Annotated in this window: 12 protein-coding genes; 6 read left to right on the top strand and 6 right to left on the bottom strand. The window is 57.1% G+C overall.

Going from position 1 to position 17,511, the window contains the following annotated elements:
• Positions 1-62: 62 nt before the first annotated feature.
• Positions 63-1,106, bottom strand: coding sequence for an aldo/keto reductase (locus Z946_RS0113945; protein WP_025056344.1), 1,044 nt, complete (start codon positions 1,104-1,106; stop codon positions 63-65).
• A 192-nt stretch (positions 1,107-1,298) separates the two neighbouring features.
• On the opposite strand from Z946_RS0113945, the gene Z946_RS0113940 reads away from it, so the two are divergent.
• From Z946_RS0113940 to metG, 3 genes are all read left to right on the top strand, one after another.
• Positions 1,299-2,540: an MFS transporter gene (locus Z946_RS0113940; protein WP_025056343.1), complete on the top strand. Its 1,242-nt coding sequence runs from the start codon at positions 1,299-1,301 to the stop codon at positions 2,538-2,540.
• Positions 2,541-2,606: 66 nt separating this feature from the next.
• A complete protein-coding gene (locus Z946_RS0113935; RefSeq protein WP_025056342.1) occupies positions 2,607-3,770 on the top strand; it encodes a serine hydrolase domain-containing protein in 1,164 nt (387 codons plus the stop codon).
• A complete protein-coding gene (metG, locus tag Z946_RS0113930; protein ID WP_338152253.1) occupies positions 3,691-5,535 on the top strand; it encodes a methionine--tRNA ligase in 1,845 nt (614 codons plus the stop codon). Before Z946_RS0113935 ends, metG begins: the two co-directional genes overlap by 80 nt.
• A gap of 84 nt (positions 5,536-5,619) precedes the next feature.
• Here the strand turns inward: metG and Z946_RS21890 are convergent, their stop codons facing one another.
• Together Z946_RS21890 and Z946_RS0113920 are read right to left on the bottom strand one after the other, a co-directional pair.
• Positions 5,620-8,190 carry a methyl-accepting chemotaxis protein gene (locus tag Z946_RS21890; protein ID WP_025056340.1) on the bottom strand — a complete coding sequence of 857 codons (2,571 nt, stop codon included), beginning with the start codon at positions 8,188-8,190 and terminating at the stop codon, positions 5,620-5,622.
• A 131-nt stretch (positions 8,191-8,321) separates the two neighbouring features.
• The gene (locus Z946_RS0113920; protein ID WP_025056339.1) at positions 8,322-9,218 is read right to left on the bottom strand and encodes a hydrogen peroxide-inducible genes activator; all 897 of its coding nucleotides are present in this window, start codon (positions 9,216-9,218) and stop codon (positions 8,322-8,324) included.
• Between the two features lie 95 nt (positions 9,219-9,313).
• Between Z946_RS0113920 and katG the strand changes: the two genes are divergently transcribed.
• Positions 9,314-11,542, top strand: coding sequence for a catalase/peroxidase HPI (katG, locus tag Z946_RS0113915; RefSeq protein WP_025056338.1), 2,229 nt, complete (start codon positions 9,314-9,316; stop codon positions 11,540-11,542).
• A 56-nt stretch (positions 11,543-11,598) separates the two neighbouring features.
• Here katG and Z946_RS0113910 read toward each other — a convergent pair whose 3' ends face one another.
• From Z946_RS0113910 to Z946_RS0113900, 3 genes are read right to left on the bottom strand one after another with little or no spacing between them, the layout of a single operon-like run.
• Positions 11,599-12,639, bottom strand: a complete 1,041-nt coding sequence (locus Z946_RS0113910) for a lipocalin-like domain-containing protein (protein WP_025056337.1) — start codon at positions 12,637-12,639, stop codon at positions 11,599-11,601.
• Positions 12,629-15,007 (bottom strand): FtsX-like permease family protein, encoded by a 2,379-nt coding sequence (locus Z946_RS0113905; RefSeq protein ID WP_025056336.1) that lies wholly within the window; start codon positions 15,005-15,007, stop codon positions 12,629-12,631. Before Z946_RS0113905 ends, Z946_RS0113910 begins: the two co-directional genes overlap by 11 nt.
• A complete protein-coding gene (locus Z946_RS0113900; protein ID WP_025056335.1) occupies positions 15,004-15,660 on the bottom strand; it encodes an ABC transporter ATP-binding protein in 657 nt (218 codons plus the stop codon). Before Z946_RS0113900 ends, Z946_RS0113905 begins: the two co-directional genes overlap by 4 nt.
• A gap of 138 nt (positions 15,661-15,798) precedes the next feature.
• On the opposite strand from Z946_RS0113900, the gene gph reads away from it, so the two are divergent.
• Together gph and phnD are read left to right on the top strand one after the other, a co-directional pair.
• Complete coding sequence (gene gph / locus Z946_RS0113895; RefSeq protein ID WP_025056334.1) at positions 15,799-16,458, top strand: phosphoglycolate phosphatase; 660 nt, start codon at positions 15,799-15,801, stop codon at positions 16,456-16,458.
• 73 nt (positions 16,459-16,531) lie between these two features.
• Positions 16,532-17,500 carry a phosphate/phosphite/phosphonate ABC transporter substrate-binding protein gene (gene phnD / locus Z946_RS0113890; RefSeq protein ID WP_241461369.1) on the top strand — a complete coding sequence of 323 codons (969 nt, stop codon included), beginning with the start codon at positions 16,532-16,534 and terminating at the stop codon, positions 17,498-17,500.
• Positions 17,501-17,511: the final 11 nt, after the last annotated feature.

The raw sequence follows: 17,511 nt of genomic DNA, 5'->3' as shown, positions 1-17,511 counted from the left end.
CGATTGCGGGACCACCTGAACAGGTGATCCCGTGTATTTCTTAAATTCCTAAAGGCGGTCTCTTAGTATGGCATTGGATGCGCACGGTTGACCTCATCAAGAGCGGTCAGCACGTCTTCGTCCAGTGTCACATCAGCGGCGGCAATGGCTGTTTCCAGCTGGTCCATACGTGTCGCGCCAAAGATAACCGACCCCATGAAAGGCCGCTGACAACACCACGCCAGCGCCATGTGCACCGGGTTCAGACCGTGATCCTTGGCAACCTTGAGATAGGCATCCACCGCCTCAAATGCGCGAGGGCCTTTGCGCCCGCCAAGGTCGTCATTCAGGGCCATGCGAGACCCTTCCGGCACGGCACCGTCTTGATACTTGCCCGTCAAAAGCCCGGTCGCGAGCGGTGAGAATGCAAACATATCAATCTGTTCATTGATGCAGGCTTCTGCGACATCCGTGTCCGCCATCCGGCACATCAAAGAATATTCATTCTGCACCGTGATCGGTTTAGGCCCGCCTACCCGACGGGCGACATCAGCCCATTGTGCCATCCCCCAAGCGCTTTCGTTGCTCAGCCCGAAATAGCGGATCGTGCCGCGTTTGACTTCTGCTTGCAGTGCACCCAACGTGTCTTCCATGTGGGCAATTGTATCAGCGCGGTTTTGATCGGACGGATCATAGGTCCAGTTCTTGCGGAACATATAGCTGCCGCGGTTTGGCCAATGAAACTGGTAGAGGTCGATATAGTCTGTCTGAAGCCGTCTGAGCGATCCTTCAACCGTCTCGCCGATGGTGTCAGAAGAAATCGGCGCGCCCTCGCGCACATGTTCCATTCCTGCGCCTGAGTGTTTGGTTGCCAACACGACATCCTCACGCCGCGCGCCGCGTTCGAACCAAAGGCCGATGATACGCTCCGTGCGGCCGACAGTTTCAGCGCTGATCGGGTTCACGGGATACATCTCGGCGGTGTCTATGAAATCAATTCCCGCCTCCAGCGCGCGGTCGATCTGGTCATGCGCCTCTTCGGCGGAGTTCTGCGTGCCCCATGTCATCGACCCCAGACAAAGCTCTGACACCTCAAGCTGGCTGCCACCCAATTTGTTACGCTTCATAGTCATCCTCACAATTTGGCGTCATCCTAGAGCGGTGCCACGCACGCACAAGCCACAAACCCGCGTCCCTTCGTTCCACAAAACTGTGAATAAAACAGAACCGGCAGGGCGGATTGCGTAAATTGAGAGCATTTGTGCATCGGTGCCAGATTTTACTTGGGTCTGACCCCCAAACGGGCATACCCCTTCGCTATGCGTCTATTGATTTCCTTTGCCGCCCTATTTTTGTCGGTCATCCTGCTCCAACTCTCTTCAGGGGGGGTTGGGCCTATCGACGTCCTGTCAGGCAGCGTTCTGGGTTTTTCCAATCAGGAAATCGGCCTTCTCGGCTCCGCGCATTTCTTTGGCTTCTTTATCGGATGCTGGTGGGCGCCACGGCTGATGGGTTCAGTCGGGCACTCGCGGGCTTTTGCGGCGTTCACGGCCATGGGGGCCATCGGTCTGATGGCGCATATGCTGGTCGTAAACCCCTATGCATGGGCCGCAATGCGCATCGCTTCCGGTCTATGTGTTGCTGGCTGCTATACCGTGATCGAGGCCTGGCTTCAGGCGAAGGTGACAAATGAGACACGCGGGCGCACCATGGGCGTGTACCGCGTAGTCGATATGACCGGCAGTCTGGGCGCGCAGATGATCGTCGGCATTCTCGCTCCAGCTTCTTATGTTTCCTACAATCTGCTTGCGATTGGTTGCTGTGCGGCACTATTGCCGCTTACCCTGACCACGATCAAACAACCCCCGACCCCATCTTCGCCCCGCCTGCGGCCAAAGCTGGCGTTTGCGCGTTCCCCACTGGCGGCGGCGGGCGTGGTCGTTGCAGCATTGTCGAGCGCGTCCTTCCGGATGGTGGGTCCAATCTACGGTCAAGAAGTCGGACTGAGTGCCGGACAAATCGCCTGGTTCCTGTCGGCTTTTGTCTTAGGGGGGGCCATTGCGCAAATTCCGATAGGTTGGCTGGCCGACAAATATGACCGCCGTTGGGTTCTGATCTGGCTTTCCGTTGCAGCGATCATAAGCTGCGGCGTTACAATGGGCACGAGCGGGCTTGGCACCGCGAGCATTATGCTCTCTGCGGGACTGTTCGGTCTGACGACCTTTCCGATTTATTCGGTGGCCGCCGCCCACGCCCATGACTTTGCCAGCAGCGACGAACGCGTGGAGCTTTCTGCCGCGCTGATGTTCTGGTTTGCAACAGGCGCAATCTTTGCGCCCTACATCGCTTCGGTGCTGATTGAGACCTACGGGCCGGGTGCGCTGTTTACGCTGATCTCGGTTGGCCATGCGCTGCTGGTAGTCTTTGGGTTGACCCGAATGCGGGCCCGTCCCGCGCGCACTGTCCGCACGCCGTATGTCTATGCGCCACGCACCAGCTTTACCATTGGCCGCTTGCTGCGCGTTGACAGAAACAAGAAGAACACCACCCACAAAAAATAGCCGCTATTCCGCCGCATGAAATGCACGCTTTTCCACTAGGCGAAAGGCGAAAGCGGAGGTCGCCTGATGCGCAGTTTTATATTGATGTTGTGCCTGATGCTGGCAGGCTATGCCATAAACGCCTATCAGGGCAGCCCGGTTACAATGCAAATCGCACCAAGTGGGCAAAGCGATGCCGATAAAACCGCGCAAACGATTAGCGATCTTGTGCCGGGGTCTGTTGGCAAATCAAAAGGTGGCACAGAAGTTAACGTCTCCATTGTAGCCGCTGTGCCTCAGACGCCCTTCGAGTTCGACATTGCCGGGGCCGAACAGGGTTGGCGCAGCTGGATGGCACATAACGGCGTGACTGCTGGAGCGATGAGCCTCGGCCGACATGGACATATCTTGCGCAGCGCAAATCTGCGCCGCAGCCCCGATGTACCCTACCCTGTCGCCAGCTTGTCCAAAGCAATCACGGCGATGTGCCTGAATGAGATGCTGGCAGAGACAGAGTATGGCTGGACCAGCACCCTTGGCGATCTTGCCCCTGTGCTCGCCCGGTTGAACATGCCGCCTCAGGCGGGCGTTCAGCCCATCACGCTGGCGGCTTTGGCCAATCACACCACAGGGTTTACCAAAAACCTGAAGGGCATGGACACCGCAGGCGAGGGACGAAACCTTTATACCCAGCAAAATATCGCCCGCGAGGCGCTGACGAACCCCGCGCATCTGCCTAAAAAGGCAAGATTTTCTTATTCCAATGTCAATTACGCCATCCTCGGTCAGGTCATCGTCGCCCTGTCCGGCCAGACGTATGAGGACACCTGCAAGCCCCGCGTGATGACTCCGGCAGGAGCGCATGGTGCCATTGTTGGCGGGCGCATGTGGGCCACCGCCGGGTTTGGCGGATGGTCGGTTTCCTCCGAAGATTACGCCCGTTTTGTGATGCATTGGTACGCCCCAGAACGCGATTGGGTCGCCACCCCAGAGGATTTCGCCTATTACGAGCGGCGCAAGTCCGGACTTGGCGTTTTTCAAATCCCGCAGCGGACCGGCGGCCACCTCATCCACCACACCGGGCTTTGGCAAAGCAAGAAAGCCAGCCGCCAGCATGGCGCGATCTTTCTCACCAGCGACACCGGCGCGACATTTGTTGCGAATTGGCAGGGTGATCTGGACAAGAAAGCCTACAGCGATTTGCGCAAAGCAATTGCCCCCTATCTGCAAAGGGTGCCTGCGACGAATTGATCCTGCGCACCAAGCGGTCTATGTGAGGCAAACCCGCGCAAAGGAAAGCACTATGGCCCGCCATCTGATCACGTCCGCCATTCCCTATATCAATGGCATCAAACACCTAGGCAATCTTGTTGGCAGTCAGCTGCCCGCAGACCTTTATGCCCGTTACCTGCGTGGGCGCGGCCACGAGGTGATGTTCCTGTGTGCAACCGACGAACATGGCACACCGGCAGAGCTGGCAGCCGCCAAGGCAGGCAAGCCAGTCGCCGATTATTGCGCCGAGATGCATGATGTGCAGGCCACGATTGCCGCCGGATTCGGGCTGTCTTTCGATCATTTCGGGCGGTCCTCTTCGCCACAGAACCGCGCGCTGACGCAGCATTTTGCAGGTGTGCTGGCTGCCGAAGGCCTGATCGAAGAAGTCACCGAGAAACAGGTCTATTCCAACGCTGATGGTCGATTCCTGCCTGACCGCTATATCGAAGGCACCTGCCCCAATTGCGGGTTCGAAAGCGCGCGCGGCGACCAGTGTGACAACTGCACAAAACAGCTGGACCCGGTCGATCTGATCAATCCGCGCAGCACCATCTCCGGCTCTACCGACCTTGAGATGCGCGACACGAAACACCTCTTCCTAAGACAAAGCCAGATGAAGGACCGCCTTGACGAATGGATAAGCTCAAAGACTGATTGGCCGGTGCTGACCACTTCTATCGCAAAGAAATGGCTTCACGACGGTGATGGCCTGCGCGACCGTGGCATCACCCGCGATCTGGAATGGGGTGTCCCGGTCAAACGCGGTGATGCAGACTGGCCCGGGATGGAGGGCAAAGTATTCTATGTCTGGTTCGACGCTCCGATCGAATACATTGCTTGTGCACAGGAATGGGTAGACGCAGGCAAAGGCACAGACTGGGAACGCTGGTGGCGCACCGACAAGGGCGCAGATGACGTGCGCTACACGCAGTTTATGGGGAAGGACAACGTGCCCTTCCACACGCTCAGCTTTCCAGCCACCATCATGGGCTCGAACGAGCCCTGGAAACTGGTTGATTACATCAAGTCGTTCAACTTCCTGACCTATGACGGAGGCCAGTTTTCCACGTCGCGCGGACGTGGCGTATTCATGGATCAAGCGCTCGAAATTCTGCCTAGCGATTACTGGCGCTGGTGGTTGCTCAGCCATGCGCCGGAAACGTCGGATGCAGAGTTCACATGGGAGGATTTTCAGGCTTCCACAAACAAAGACCTCGCAGATGTGCTTGGAAACTTCATCAGCCGCATCACCAAGTTTTGTCGTTCCAAGTTCGGGGAAGCAGTGCCTGAAGGTGGGACTTTCGGTCCGGCAGAAGAAGCCCTGATTGCTGATATCACCACACGTGTCCAGCGGTATCAGGCGCATATGGATGCGATAGACGTGCGGAAGTCGGCGCAGGAGCTCAGAGCGATTTGGGCTGCCGGGAACGAGTACTTGCAAGCCGAAGCGCCTTGGACGACGTTCAAAACCGATCCGGAAAAGGCTGCTGCACAGGTGCGGCTGGCTTTGAACCTCATTCCGCTCTACGCGACCTTGTCTGCGCCCTTCATTCCAGCCGCGTCAGCGAGCATGTTGGAGGCGATGCACGTGGAAGCCGCTGGCTGGCCTGATGATGTTGCCGCAGTCCTGACCTCTTTGGCACCTGGACATGTCTTTGAGGTGCCAGAAGTTCTTTTTGCCAAGATTACGGACGATGACGTGGCAGATTGGTCGGTTCGTTTCGCTGGTACACGCGATTGACGCAAGTCGGGTTGACCTGCGTCAATCCTAGCGAGACCAAGGTGGGTTTGGTGCTGGTTGCCTAGGCAACCGGACTATCCCATCTTAGAATTCCTCCCAGCCATCCGCGTCGTGGACCGGTGCGAGCGCTGTATTGCCCTGCACAACGTGGCTTGTCCGCGGAGCCGATGCCGGAACGGCCGCTGGCTTTACCGGTTTATGCACTTGGCGTTTACCCTCCCCGATCTTGAAGCCTGCGACTGCAGACACCAGCGCGTCCGCCTCTGACGTAAGTGCATGGCTGGCTGCAGTCGTTTCCTCAAACATCGCTGCGTTCTGTTGGGTTACATGATCCAGTTCATTCATCGCCGTATTGATCTCCGCTAGACCTACCGCCTGCTCACGTGAGGACGAAGCGATATTGGCCACGCGTTTGGAGATTTCAGATATGGACGTTACGATTGACGCCAACGCGGTGCCGGTTTTGCCGACCAGATCAACGCCCTGCTGCACTTGTTCGCCACTCGATGTAATAAGCGCATTGATTTCCCGTGCAGCGTCTGACGAACGCTGGGCCAAACCACGCACTTCGGTTGCCACTACAGCAAACCCGCGCCCAGCCTCTCCGGCGCGGGCCGCCTCGACGCCCGCGTTGAGTGCCAGCAGGTTGGTTTGGAAGGCAATGTCGTCAATCACGCTGGTGATTTTCGAGATCTCCTGTGACGATGTCTTGATCCCGTCCATCGCGACAACTGCTTTGCGGGCCACCTCACCACCCTGCTCCGCGTTACTTTGCGCGTCCGCTGATGTTCGGCTGGCTTCGTCAGCGCCTTCGGCAGCGGATCGTACGGATACCGTCAACTCGTCCAATGCGGCAGCGGTTTCTTCCAGCGTGGCCGCCTGCTTCTCTGTCCGGCGGGATAGATCATCAGCGGCAGATGTAATTTCGGATGTTTCATTTCGGATGGAATCTGAATTGTGAATGACCTTCGAAATCGTTTCGCGCAAGGATGCGACTGTTCCGTTAAAGTCGTCGCGCAGCTTGACATAAGATTCAGGCACATCATGTCTGATGTCGGATTCCAGATCGCCGTCTGACAGCTTTTTCAACGCGACGGTCAGGATCTCGACAACTTTGTTTTGTTCCCTTTGGACACTGGTTCGCTCCGCCTCGGCAAGCTCTGCCATCTCGGAGCGCTTCGTCACATCGTTGCCTATAAAGATCGCGGATTCAGGTTCACCGTTTGTGTCGTGGACCACCCCGAAGTTACCATCAAGGATAAAGGTTTTGTCCGCGTGAACACTGAACGCTTTGAATTGGCCCGCAGGCACCTCACCAGCAAAGGCCGCTCGCGCGAAGGCTCTTCCGTCAGTATCCCCGTCAAGGTTATGTGCGAACATGCTGGTAATCGAACACTTGATAGTGTCTTCAAAAGTGCCACCGATCATGCCGAGGAAGTTCTGATTTGCCGCGATGATTTTCCCCTCTAAAGAGAACTCAACAATCGCCTGCCCGACATCAATCGCCTGTATCAAAGCGGCATGTTTTTCAGCTTCGGTGCGATCGGTCCATTCGATAACACAACCCAGAAGCTGCCCATCACGATCAAGAGCAGCGTCGACATTGATCGCAACAACTTTTTCGCCGATGCGAACTTTGGTCATGCCATCCGAGAGATTCTTGGAAGGATTATCAATCGCAGCTTTCAACAGCGGTTGCAGTTTTTCAGCCGAGCTTAGATCAGCGCCAACCAATGTCTCTTCATCTGCGGAGGGCCAGAATGTTCTGATTTCTGGGGATAGAGCGCGAATAATTTCCTCGCAGGCGGGGTTTGCAAACACGACCCGCGCATCCTTATCGACGACCATCATCGCAGCCGAAGACCCTTCGAATCCGGCCCCTGCAAAGAGGGCAGCAGCACGCGATGCATTGGCCTCTGAAAGCGCAAGCCGGAATGCATCCAGAATGCGTGCCATTTGACCAATTTCATCGCGCCGTTTGGTAAAAGGCACGTCGGTCTCGTAGTCTTCATGGGCGACATTTTGCATTGCGGTCTGCAGTTTGATCAGCGGCTGTGACATCTGGGCGCGAAGCGAAATTCCCGCACCGATAATCGCAACTGCAAATACAGCAAAGCCTAGTAGCATCGCAGCCCCCTGGTTTTGCAGAATACTCGCGACACTCGGCTCAAGTGTCCAAACGGTCGATACCGCACCGACTACCTCATTGTTCGCACCAAAGCGGCTTGCCACCGCAAAGGAAAGCCCGTCACTTCCCGTAAAACCACCGACTTCCTGAATGCTCCGCTTTGCCAGCGATTGAACCTCACCTGAGACATCAGGCTGGGTAGAGTAAATCACACTTCCTTGCGCATCGAAAACGGTTGCTGTGACCAGTTCCTCGCCACCGACCTTCATCGCGTCCGAGATGATCAGTTCGATTGCCTCTTTATTGGAGAACTTGATCGACCCACCCATCTGCCCGGCCAGAAGCTGCGTCACTTCAGATCCGCGCATTTCAATGACATCTTCGGCTTTTTTCAGATTCTGCTGAAACTCAACGAAAAGAATAACTGCCACGACCAAAAGCACGCAGACGGCCACCATCATTGTACATTTGGCAAGCAAGCTTCGCAGCGGATTGACATGATCCGGGGACCGGGGCTCAGACGACATGATGGTTCTCCTTGGCGCGACATACGCTCACACAAGGAGCGCCTCGGAGGCCTTCTAAACGCTAAGGTCTTTCCACCAGATTAATGAAGCAAAGCTGCTTCACAAGTGACCGCTAGAATACAAACAAACGACTACGTTTCCGGCTTTCCTGCGGCCCGCACTGCTTCTGCAATCTCCGAAAATGCCTCTGCCAAGGGGTTCGAGCGCCGCCAGACCATTCCGACAGTACGACCGGGCTGCGGTCCCTTGAACGGAGTACACGCCACGCCTGCAGAACGTGTCTCAACCCCGACCGCCATCTCGGGGATGAGGGTTACGCCAATTCCCGCTCCGACCATCTGGACCAATGTAGACAGCGAGCTGCCATCCAGCCCGTCGCGCGTAACCGCCGTTGGAGCATTGCAGAAATTCAGCGCCTGTTCACGAAAACAGTGCCCCTCCTCCAAGAGCAACAACCTCATCTCGCGGAGGTCTTCGCCGCGTGGCATTGGCGCATCGCGGTCGGTATCCGGCCTCACCAATAGGAACTTTTCATCGAACAAAGGTATCTCGGTCAAAGCCGGTTCTGAAACGGGCAAGGCCACAATGGCCGTATCAATCTGGCCTTGCAAAAGCTCCTGCATCAGCCGTGGTGTCAGGGTCTCGCGCACGTGCAGATCAAGCGCGGGATGACTGTCAGCCAAGCGGCGGATCAATGATGGCAGTAGGTACGGAGCGATTGTGGGGATCACGCCAAGACGGAAGCGACCTGACAGCTCCCCTTGCGCTGCTCTCGCAAAATCATCAAGCGCATCGACCCGTGAAAGGATTTCGCGCACACGCAATGCAAAGTCCTCACCGAATGGGGTCAGCCGCACCTGCCGAGCTGTGCGTTCAAACAGCTGCTTGCCCAGCGCCTGCTCCAACTCTTTGATCTGCACGGACAAAGCGGGTTGGGACACTGCACTGAACTCCGCCGCGCGACCGAAGTGCCGGTGCATCGCCAAAGCCTCAAAATACCGCAACTGCCGAAGAGTGAAATTTGCCATAAGTAAAAGTTATCACAACAATCAGGAAAACCAACTTATATTTACCAAAACCGCTTGTTATAACGATTCTAGATTCACAAAACCGGGAGAGACCAATGGACGGCAACGATTATGAAGGTGGCGGCAAATGCCCAGTGATGCACGGCAGCACCAAGCACGTCACCCACGATGCTCGCACCAACAAAGATTGGTGGCCAAACTCGCTTAACCTCAAGATTTTGCACCAGAATACGCCACTTGGCGATCCAATGGGCGAAGACTTTGATTATGCGAAAGCGTTCAAAGAGCTTGATCTGGATGCGGTGAAAAAAGACCTCGCAGCGCTGATGACAGATTCGCAACCATGGTGGCCTGCGGATTACGGGCACTACGGTCCGTTCTTCGTGCGTATGGCATGGCATGCGGCGGGCACATACCGGACCGGCGATGGCCGTGGCGGTGCCGGATCAGGCAGCCAGCGCTTCGCGCCACTGAATTCATGGCCGGATAACGGCAACCTGGACAAGGCGCGCCGCCTGCTTTGGCCCATCAAGCAAAAATATGGTCGCAACCTGTCGTGGGCGGACCTGTTTGTTCTTACTGGCAATGTCGCGATGGAAACTATGGGTTTCAAAACCTTCGGATATGCCGGCGGTCGCAAGGATATCTGGGAGCCGGAAGAAGACGTCTACTGGGGTACCGAAGAAGAGTGGCTCGCCACCTCCGACAAACCGAACAGCCGCTACTCGGGCGAGCGCGAGCTTGAGAACCCGCTGGCCGCTGTGCAGATGGGTCTTATTTATGTGAACCCCGAAGGGCCTGACGGAAACCCTGATCCGCAAGCCTCCGCATTTGACATCCGCGACACCTTTGCGCGTATGGCAATGAACGACGAAGAAACTGTCGCGCTGGTTGCAGGTGGGCACACCTTCGGCAAAGCGCATGGTGCGGGCGACCCGACGCTTGTCGGCGCAGAGCCTGAGGGTGCCTCCATTGAGGAGATGGGTTTGGGTTGGACCAACACGTTCGAGACCGGTCTGGGTGTCCACACGACAACATCCGGTATTGAGGGCGCTTGGACACCAACACCAATCCAGTGGGATATGTCCTATTTCGATACGCTTCTTGGTAACGAATGGGAGCTGACCAAAAGTCCGGCAGGCGCAAACCAGTGGAAGCCGAAGGGCGACGCCATGGCCAACACCGTGCCAGACGCAGAGACCGGGGAGCCGAAGTATCAGCCGATGATGACGACGGCTGACATGGCGATGCGCACCGATCCTGAGTATTTGCGTATTTCCAAGGATTTCCACGCCAACCCGGACAAGTTTGCCGACGCCTATGCCCGCGCATGGTTCAAGCTGACGCACCGCGATATGGGGCCCAAGCCGCGTTATCTGGGCAAGGAAGTTCCTGCCGAAGACCTGATCTGGCAGGATCCGATCCCTGTCTGCGATCACCCTGTGATTGACGATCAGGATGCCGCGACCCTCAAGGAAAAGATCCTTGCGACAGGTCTCAGTGCACCCGAACTCGTCTCGGTCGCTTGGGCATCTGCGTCGACCTATCGTGGGTCCGATCACCGTGGTGGCGCAAACGGTGCACGTATCCGTCTGGCTCCGCAGAAGGACTGGGAAGTGAACGAGCCTGCCAAATTGGCCAAGGTGCTTGAAGCGCTGGAAGGTGTGCAGGCAGACTTCAACGCGTCAGCGTCCGGTGGCAAAAAAGTCTCGCTAGCGGATCTGATCGTTCTGGGGGGTAACGCCGGTGTCGAAGAAGCGGCGAAAGCTGGCGGTCATGAGGTGACTGTTCCGTTTATGCCCGGTCGCATGGATGCCACAGAAGAGCAGACGGACGCCGAAAGCTTTGAGCCACTTGAGCCGAAAGCAGACGGTTTCCGCAACTATCTGGCGGTAGACTTTGCCGTACCAACTGAGAAACTGCTTGTTGATCGTGCGCAACTTCTGACGCTGACGGCACCCGAGATGACAGTGCTGGTTGGTGGTCTGCGTGTGATTGGTGCGAACTATGCCGGTCGCAAGCATGGTGTGTTCACCGATCGTCCGGGCGCATTGTCAAACGACTTTTTCGTCAACATCCTCGACATGACATGCACATGGAAGGCGATGGACGACACTCAGGAAGTGTTTGAAGCGACCGACCGTCAGTCAGGCGCTGCAGTGCGTACGGCAACCCGCGCCGACCTGATCTTTGGATCCAATTCGCAACTACGGGCGCTGTCCGAAGCTTACGGTGCAGACGATGCAAAAGACACCTTTGTCACCGACTTCGTCAAGGCATGGACCAAAGTGATGAATGCGGACCGGTTTGACGTAGCAGCCTAAAGCGGACGTACAACCCGACATCAAAACGGCCCCCCGATCTGATCGGGGGGCCGTTTTCATTCATAACCGGTCATCTCAAGGTATCCCCGCCCTTTGTGAGTACCCGTCACCGTAACCGGTCCTTCCCAGTAGGGAATGCTGAGGTCCATCCACGCACCCGTGTTGAGCGCCTCCACCGTCACATCAACCCCCTGGGCCGCATGGCGCACACGCCACTGCGTCGGAACATCACGCCCCGCAACGGAGCTGCTCGACAAGGGAACTGCGCTGAAAACCCCATCATCGTAAGCGGTGCTGGTGCCATCTGCATCAATCCACGTCGAAGAACTATAGCCCGTCCCGTCCGTCTGGCGCAGCTGAAATCCCATCATCTTTGCACCACTCTCAAAGGACAGCGAAAACCAGTCCCAACCGGTCTGGTCATCCGACAAAGGCTGCGATGACCATTCACGGTCGAGCCAAGCCGTGCCGCTTACCTCAACCGGCCCTTGTGGCAGGTCCAACGTACCGGAAATCTTATAGAATGGTTGTGAGTAGTAATAACTTGCCTGCCCTTGAGCAGACTTGACCGAGTACCCGTCTTTGCCGTGAAAAACCAAAGGGCCCTGTGCTCTGAGAGCCATGTCATAGCCAAAGTCTGTGCTGGTCGCTCTTAGCGACAGCGCGTCAAAATCAGGACCTTCCAACGCCCATTCATCAATCCATGCGCGGAAGGGGTCTGCCCGCACCCCCGCCTGCCCGATCCCGCCGCGGGCAAACCGTTCGGTGACAAAATGCTGCTCGGGCGTGGTAACTGCGGCGTGGGCAAACCAAACCTGCGGAGACCGCCAGCCTTCCGCTTCCCCCGGTGCAAGGGCCGAGCGGAATAGCGTCCATTGCAAGCCATAAGGCGTGCCATCCGCATCTTCGAGGTTCGCCGTCAAATACCACCATTCGATGCGATAGTCGGGATGTGGCCCATGGTCGGCTGGAAATGAAAATGCCGCATCAGGTTCGGGTGTGGCAAACCCGTCCGCGTCGGTACCGAGGCCCGAAAAACCTTGCGCCCCGACAGCGAACGGCAACAGAACGAGGATCGCAAGTATCTTAGCGTTCATTGGCAAACACCTTTAACAATGCGGAAGGAGGTGTGCGCATCAGGCGCAGTGCCGGCCAAGCAGCGGCCAGAAAGGCTGCGACCATCGCATAAAGGCCGAGGCGAAAGTATTCGAACGGGAAAAGAAACATCGGCAAGCGCCAGCCAAAGGCTTCAACATTGATGACGCTAAGCAGAACCCACGCCAGCGCCAAGCCCAGCGGTACCGCGAGCACAAACACCAAGGCCGCAAATGCCACGGCGCGGAGCAGTTCAAGCAGACCCAATTCGCGGCGGGTCAGACCCAGTGCCCAAACAGGGGCCAGTTGCGGCAGGCGCAGATCGGCAAGGGTAAGCAGGCTCATCAATATCGCAAAGCCTGCGACCAGAAGCGTCAATACATTCAGCGCTGCCGTGACGGTAAAGGTTCGCTCAAAGACTTCGAGTGACAGCGCCTTGATAGAAGCTTGATCTACGATAGCGCTGTCAGAAATGCCCACTTGATCGACAATCCGACTGCGCAGCTCACTTGCGTTTTGCGTCCGGATGCCAAACCTCAGCGGCACCAGTTCGGGATGCAATTTAATGAACACGTCTTCAGACATGACCACCTGCCCTTGCGGATTGCCATAATCGCCCACGACTGCGGCGATGGGTAACGTCAGATCGTTTGCAATATCTACGCTATCACCAACCCATAGATTGGATCGCCGCGCGAGTTGTTCATTCACCACCACCGCAGTGCCATCCGCCACAGCGTCCCAGGCGGCGTTCTGTGCATCAAGAAATACCCAAGCATCACGGTAGGTTGGCCCCACCCGCACGCCGTAAAGTTCTACGGTCTGCCCCGCAACCTGACCTCTGGTCGAGACAAGCGGCAAAACTTCTGTGTTATCCCGGGCCATCATCGCCAAAAGCGCAGCACTTTGATCGGCGGTTTCGACCTGCACAAACAATTCAGGTGCCAACCGCTGATCCAGAAAACCGACAAAGGTCAGCCGGAAACTCGACACCATGGTGGACACGCCGATGTTGGCTGAAACCGCCAGCAGTAGCGCCATCAGCGCGAGGCTCAGCCCCGGCAATTGTTGACGCGTATCCGCCCAGAACCACTGCCAGACAGGGGCTGTCCCCCGTCCCTGCACCCACGACAGTGCGAGCGACGCGAGGACCGGCAGCGCCAGCGCCGCACCGATGAGAAGGCAACCCAAGAGCGCGAAGCCGGCATAAAGCCCGCTACCAAACAACGCCAGCGCGCCTGTTGCAGTCAGCAGGACGAATGCCGCTGCTGTCTGCACTTTGAACCGCGAAGCTGACGCCATAACCCAGGCTCTAGGCCGCCCGCTTGCCAGTAGTGGCATCCGAACAATCTGCCAGATGCGGCCAGCCAGAGCGAAAGCTGTCCCGAAAAGCGCGATCAAAAGACCCGAAAGCCACCACTCTGTACGGATGCCCAGCACACCTGAAATCTCGGCTCCGTAAAGGCCGCGCAGGGTCGCCGCGACATCAGGCAGCAAAAGCGCTGCAATGATGTAACCCAGCACGATCCCGACCCCTGCACCGATGGCAGCAAGGGTCATCATCTCAATCGCGATAAGCGCGACAACCATACGCAAGGGTACGCCAAGCGACCGCAGTATCCGGATCATTCCGCGCCGCTGCTCGAACGCCAGCCCGATGGTGCTGTGAACAATGAACAAGCCCACAGCAAAGCTTAGCAATCCGAAAGCTGTGAGGTTCAGGTGAAAACTGTCAGTCAGCTGTCCAATGTCCGCCACCTGTTGCGCCGGTTGCACCATCAGGTCGGAGGCCACAGTCTCCAGATCGGGTCTTCCGATAGGCTGCTCAGGCAAGACCAGAAGCCGCGATAGTCGAGCGGTGCCTAACATCTCCTGAACGGTGGCAATATCGCCGACCGCGATACCGGGGGCGATGGTTGCATCGGTGCGCAGTGTTGCCTTGCCCTCCAGAACTTGCGCCGTCTGGGCATTCGCGACCAGTTGATCCGCGCCTTCGGCGTCCAGAAAGTCTGGGGTTTGCGAAAGATCAGCGATACCCAATCCCGTCGGTGACGTGAGCGGATCAATCCCGATTAGGCGCACCCCTTCAAGCCGCCCTTCGACCACCGGAGACACAAGCCATCCCGCGCGGCGCAGCGCGACATAGGTCTCCAGCTCAATGCCATCCCCTTGACGGGGGACAAGCTGGTCAAACTGGCCATCGCCCAGTGTGGAAGCCGCCGCATCATAGCTCGCCCGCGCCTCGCTGTTGATGGCCTGCACGCCGGACCACAGCGCCGTGGCCAGTGCAAGGCCCGCGAAATAGGCGAACAGCTGCAGAGGGTTGCGCCGCCAATGCGACCACAGCGCTGCCAGACAGGCGTGGATCATACCAGTACGCCGCCGCGCAGGTGCAATTGGCGGTCCATCTGACCTGCGATCTTGGGTGAATGTGTCACCATCATCAGCGCCGCACCGGTTTGAGCGACGAGGTTCAACATCTGCTCAAGCACGTCAGCCGCCGTTGCCTCATCAAGATTTCCTGTCGGCTCATCCGCCAGCAGCAGCTTCGGACGCGCGGCAAGCGCACGCGCGATAGCGACGCGCTGCTGCTGCCCACCCGACAGGGTTTCAGGGTATTTGCCCAGATGCTCCGCCAGCCCCAGCGCTTTCGTCAGACCATCGATGTGTTGGGTATCGACGCGACCTGCAAGACGGGCCTGAAAGCTGATGTTTGCCGCGACGGTCAGCGAAGGGATCAGATTGAACTGTTGAAATACCAAAGAAATATCGGTCCGTCGCAATGCCGCGCGAGAACTGTCATCGGCCTGCGTCATGTTTTGACCGTCCAGCAGAACGCGTCCCGCATCGGCCTGCTCAAGCCCGCTGGCGATGTGTAGCAGCGTGCTTTTGCCACTGCCCGATTCTCCGGTCAGCGCCAGCGTCTCACCCTGCCCCAGCCGGAAAGAGACGCCGTTCAGCACAGCCACCGGCCCGTCGCTGCCCGGATAGGACTTTTTGACGTCTTTGAATTCTAGCAGCATCGCGGCCTCCTGCCTCATAGGTAGGACATTTCTCGCAAGATCATCCCGATGCCAGAAGTTTTTTCGCCTCGGTTGCAGGTTCATCTCTTACTTGCATCGCGGTAAGTAAACGCTGAACAGCAATCTCAGGAGCACATCATGATCCCCCCCAAAGCGATAATCTTCGATCTTGATGGCACATTGATACACAGCGCCCCCGACCTGCATGCGGCCGCAAATGTCGCACTGGCGTCAGAGGGGCGCGATCCGCTCGATCTCGACACCGTCATTTCCTTTATCGGGAACGGGGTCGATGCCCTGATCGCGAAGTCGCTTGATGTGACAGGCGGCTCTGACGCAGCGTTACATGTCCGCGCGCTGGCGACGTTTATGGCGTTCTATACGCAGAACATGACCACCCTGACAAAGGCATACCCCGGCGTGATAGCGGCCCTTAATGACTTTCGCGACACCGGCATCCCACTTGGCATTTGCACCAACAAACCTGTGCAACCGGCTCGCGATATCTGTGATCAGATGGGCCTCACCGCCTACTTTGCGGATATCACAGGTGCACAGGATGGGCAGGCCAGAAAGCCAGATCCGGCGCCGCTGCTGGCCAGCATTGATAACCTCGGTGTGGACCCGGCACAGGCGCTTTATGTCGGGGACAGTGCAGTCGATTATCACACAGCTCGCAACGCCCATGTTTCTTTTCGTCTCTTCTCGAAAGGATATCTGAACGACCCGTTGCCCGATTTGTCAGAAAGCGACAGCTTTGATGATTGGGCCGCGCACGGCATTCCGTTGCCGGAATGATCCGTGACGATACCTCCTTGTAAAAATTTGCGTTCCGGATAACGTCATGGCTCTGGGAGGAAACATAATGAACATGAAGAACATTCTTTTGTCCGGCGCTGCCGTGGCACTCACCTTTGCATTCGCTCAAACCGCTGCGGCGCAGGACTGCCCACGCGGTGATCTGGATGCACGATTTTGCGATGTGGACGGCGATCTGATCGCAGACACGCCAACGGATGCGTCCGAACTTGTGGACCCTGATACACTGATCTTTGCCTACACGCCTGTTGAAGATCCCGCCGTCTACAAAGCGGCCTGGTCCGACTTTCTGGCGCATTTGGAAGCGGAGACCGGCAAGTCTGTTGTCTTCTTCCCGGTCCAGAACAATGCGGCACAGATTGAGGCAATGCGCTCTGGTCGTTTGCACATTGCAGGTTTCAACACCGGCTCGAACCCGCTGGCTGTGAACTGTGCCGGTTTCAACCCCTTCACCATTATGGCGTCCAAAGATGGCAACTTCGGGTACGAGATGGAAATCATCACCTATCCCGGTTCCGGCATCGAAAAAGTCGAAGACATTAAGGGCAAGCAGTTGGCCTTTACTTCGCCCACGTCGAACTCCGGCTTCAAAGCTCCGTCAGCGATCCTGAAGGGCGATTTCGACATGCTGCCCGAGCGTGACTTCGAGCCTGTTTATTCAGGCAAGCACGACAACTCGATCCTCGGCGTGGCCAACAAAGACTACATGGCGGCCTCTATCGCCAACTCGGTCAAGGCACGTATGCTGAGCCGTGATGTGATTACCGAAGATCAGGTCAAAACGATCTACAAATCGCAGACTTTCCCGACCACGGGTTTCGGCACGGCGCATAACCTTACTCCTGAGCTGAAGGACAAGATCAAGAACGCCTTCTTCAACTTCGAGTGGGAAGGCACGTCGCTTCAGGCTGAGTTCGAGAAGTCGAACGAAGGACAGTTCCTGCCGATGACTTACAAGGAATTCTGGGAAGTGATCCGCAAGATCGATACTGCAAATGGCGTGAGCTATTCCTGCGAGTAACCTCTGATCGG

Source organism: Sulfitobacter noctilucicola (genome assembly GCF_000622385.1).
Taxonomy (GTDB): Bacteria; Pseudomonadota; Alphaproteobacteria; order Rhodobacterales; family Rhodobacteraceae; genus Sulfitobacter; species Sulfitobacter noctilucicola.
Note: the sequence above shows the minus strand (reverse complement) of the source record. Positions and strands in the feature narration are given on the sequence as shown.

Coding starts and splice junctions, on each gene's coding strand:
- Z946_RS0113945 (WP_025056344.1), bottom strand. CDS start 1,106: ATGAAGCGTAACAAATTGGGTGGCAGCCAGCTTGAGGTGTCAGAGCTT.
- Z946_RS0113940 (WP_025056343.1), top strand. CDS start 1,299: ATGCGTCTATTGATTTCCTTTGCCGCCCTATTTTTGTCGGTCATCCTG.
- Z946_RS0113935 (WP_025056342.1), top strand. CDS start 2,607: ATGCGCAGTTTTATATTGATGTTGTGCCTGATGCTGGCAGGCTATGCC.
- Z946_RS21890 (WP_025056340.1), bottom strand. CDS start 8,190: ATGTCGTCTGAGCCCCGGTCCCCGGATCATGTCAATCCGCTGCGAAGC.
- Z946_RS0113920 (WP_025056339.1), bottom strand. CDS start 9,218: ATGGCAAATTTCACTCTTCGGCAGTTGCGGTATTTTGAGGCTTTGGCG.
- katG (WP_025056338.1), top strand. CDS start 9,314: ATGGACGGCAACGATTATGAAGGTGGCGGCAAATGCCCAGTGATGCAC.
- Z946_RS0113910 (WP_025056337.1), bottom strand. CDS start 12,639: ATGAACGCTAAGATACTTGCGATCCTCGTTCTGTTGCCGTTCGCTGTC.
- Z946_RS0113905 (WP_025056336.1), bottom strand. CDS start 15,007: ATGATCCACGCCTGTCTGGCAGCGCTGTGGTCGCATTGGCGGCGCAAC.
- Z946_RS0113900 (WP_025056335.1), bottom strand. CDS start 15,660: ATGCTGCTAGAATTCAAAGACGTCAAAAAGTCCTATCCGGGCAGCGAC.
- gph (WP_025056334.1), top strand. CDS start 15,799: ATGATCCCCCCCAAAGCGATAATCTTCGATCTTGATGGCACATTGATA.
- phnD (WP_241461369.1), top strand. CDS start 16,532: ATGAAGAACATTCTTTTGTCCGGCGCTGCCGTGGCACTCACCTTTGCA.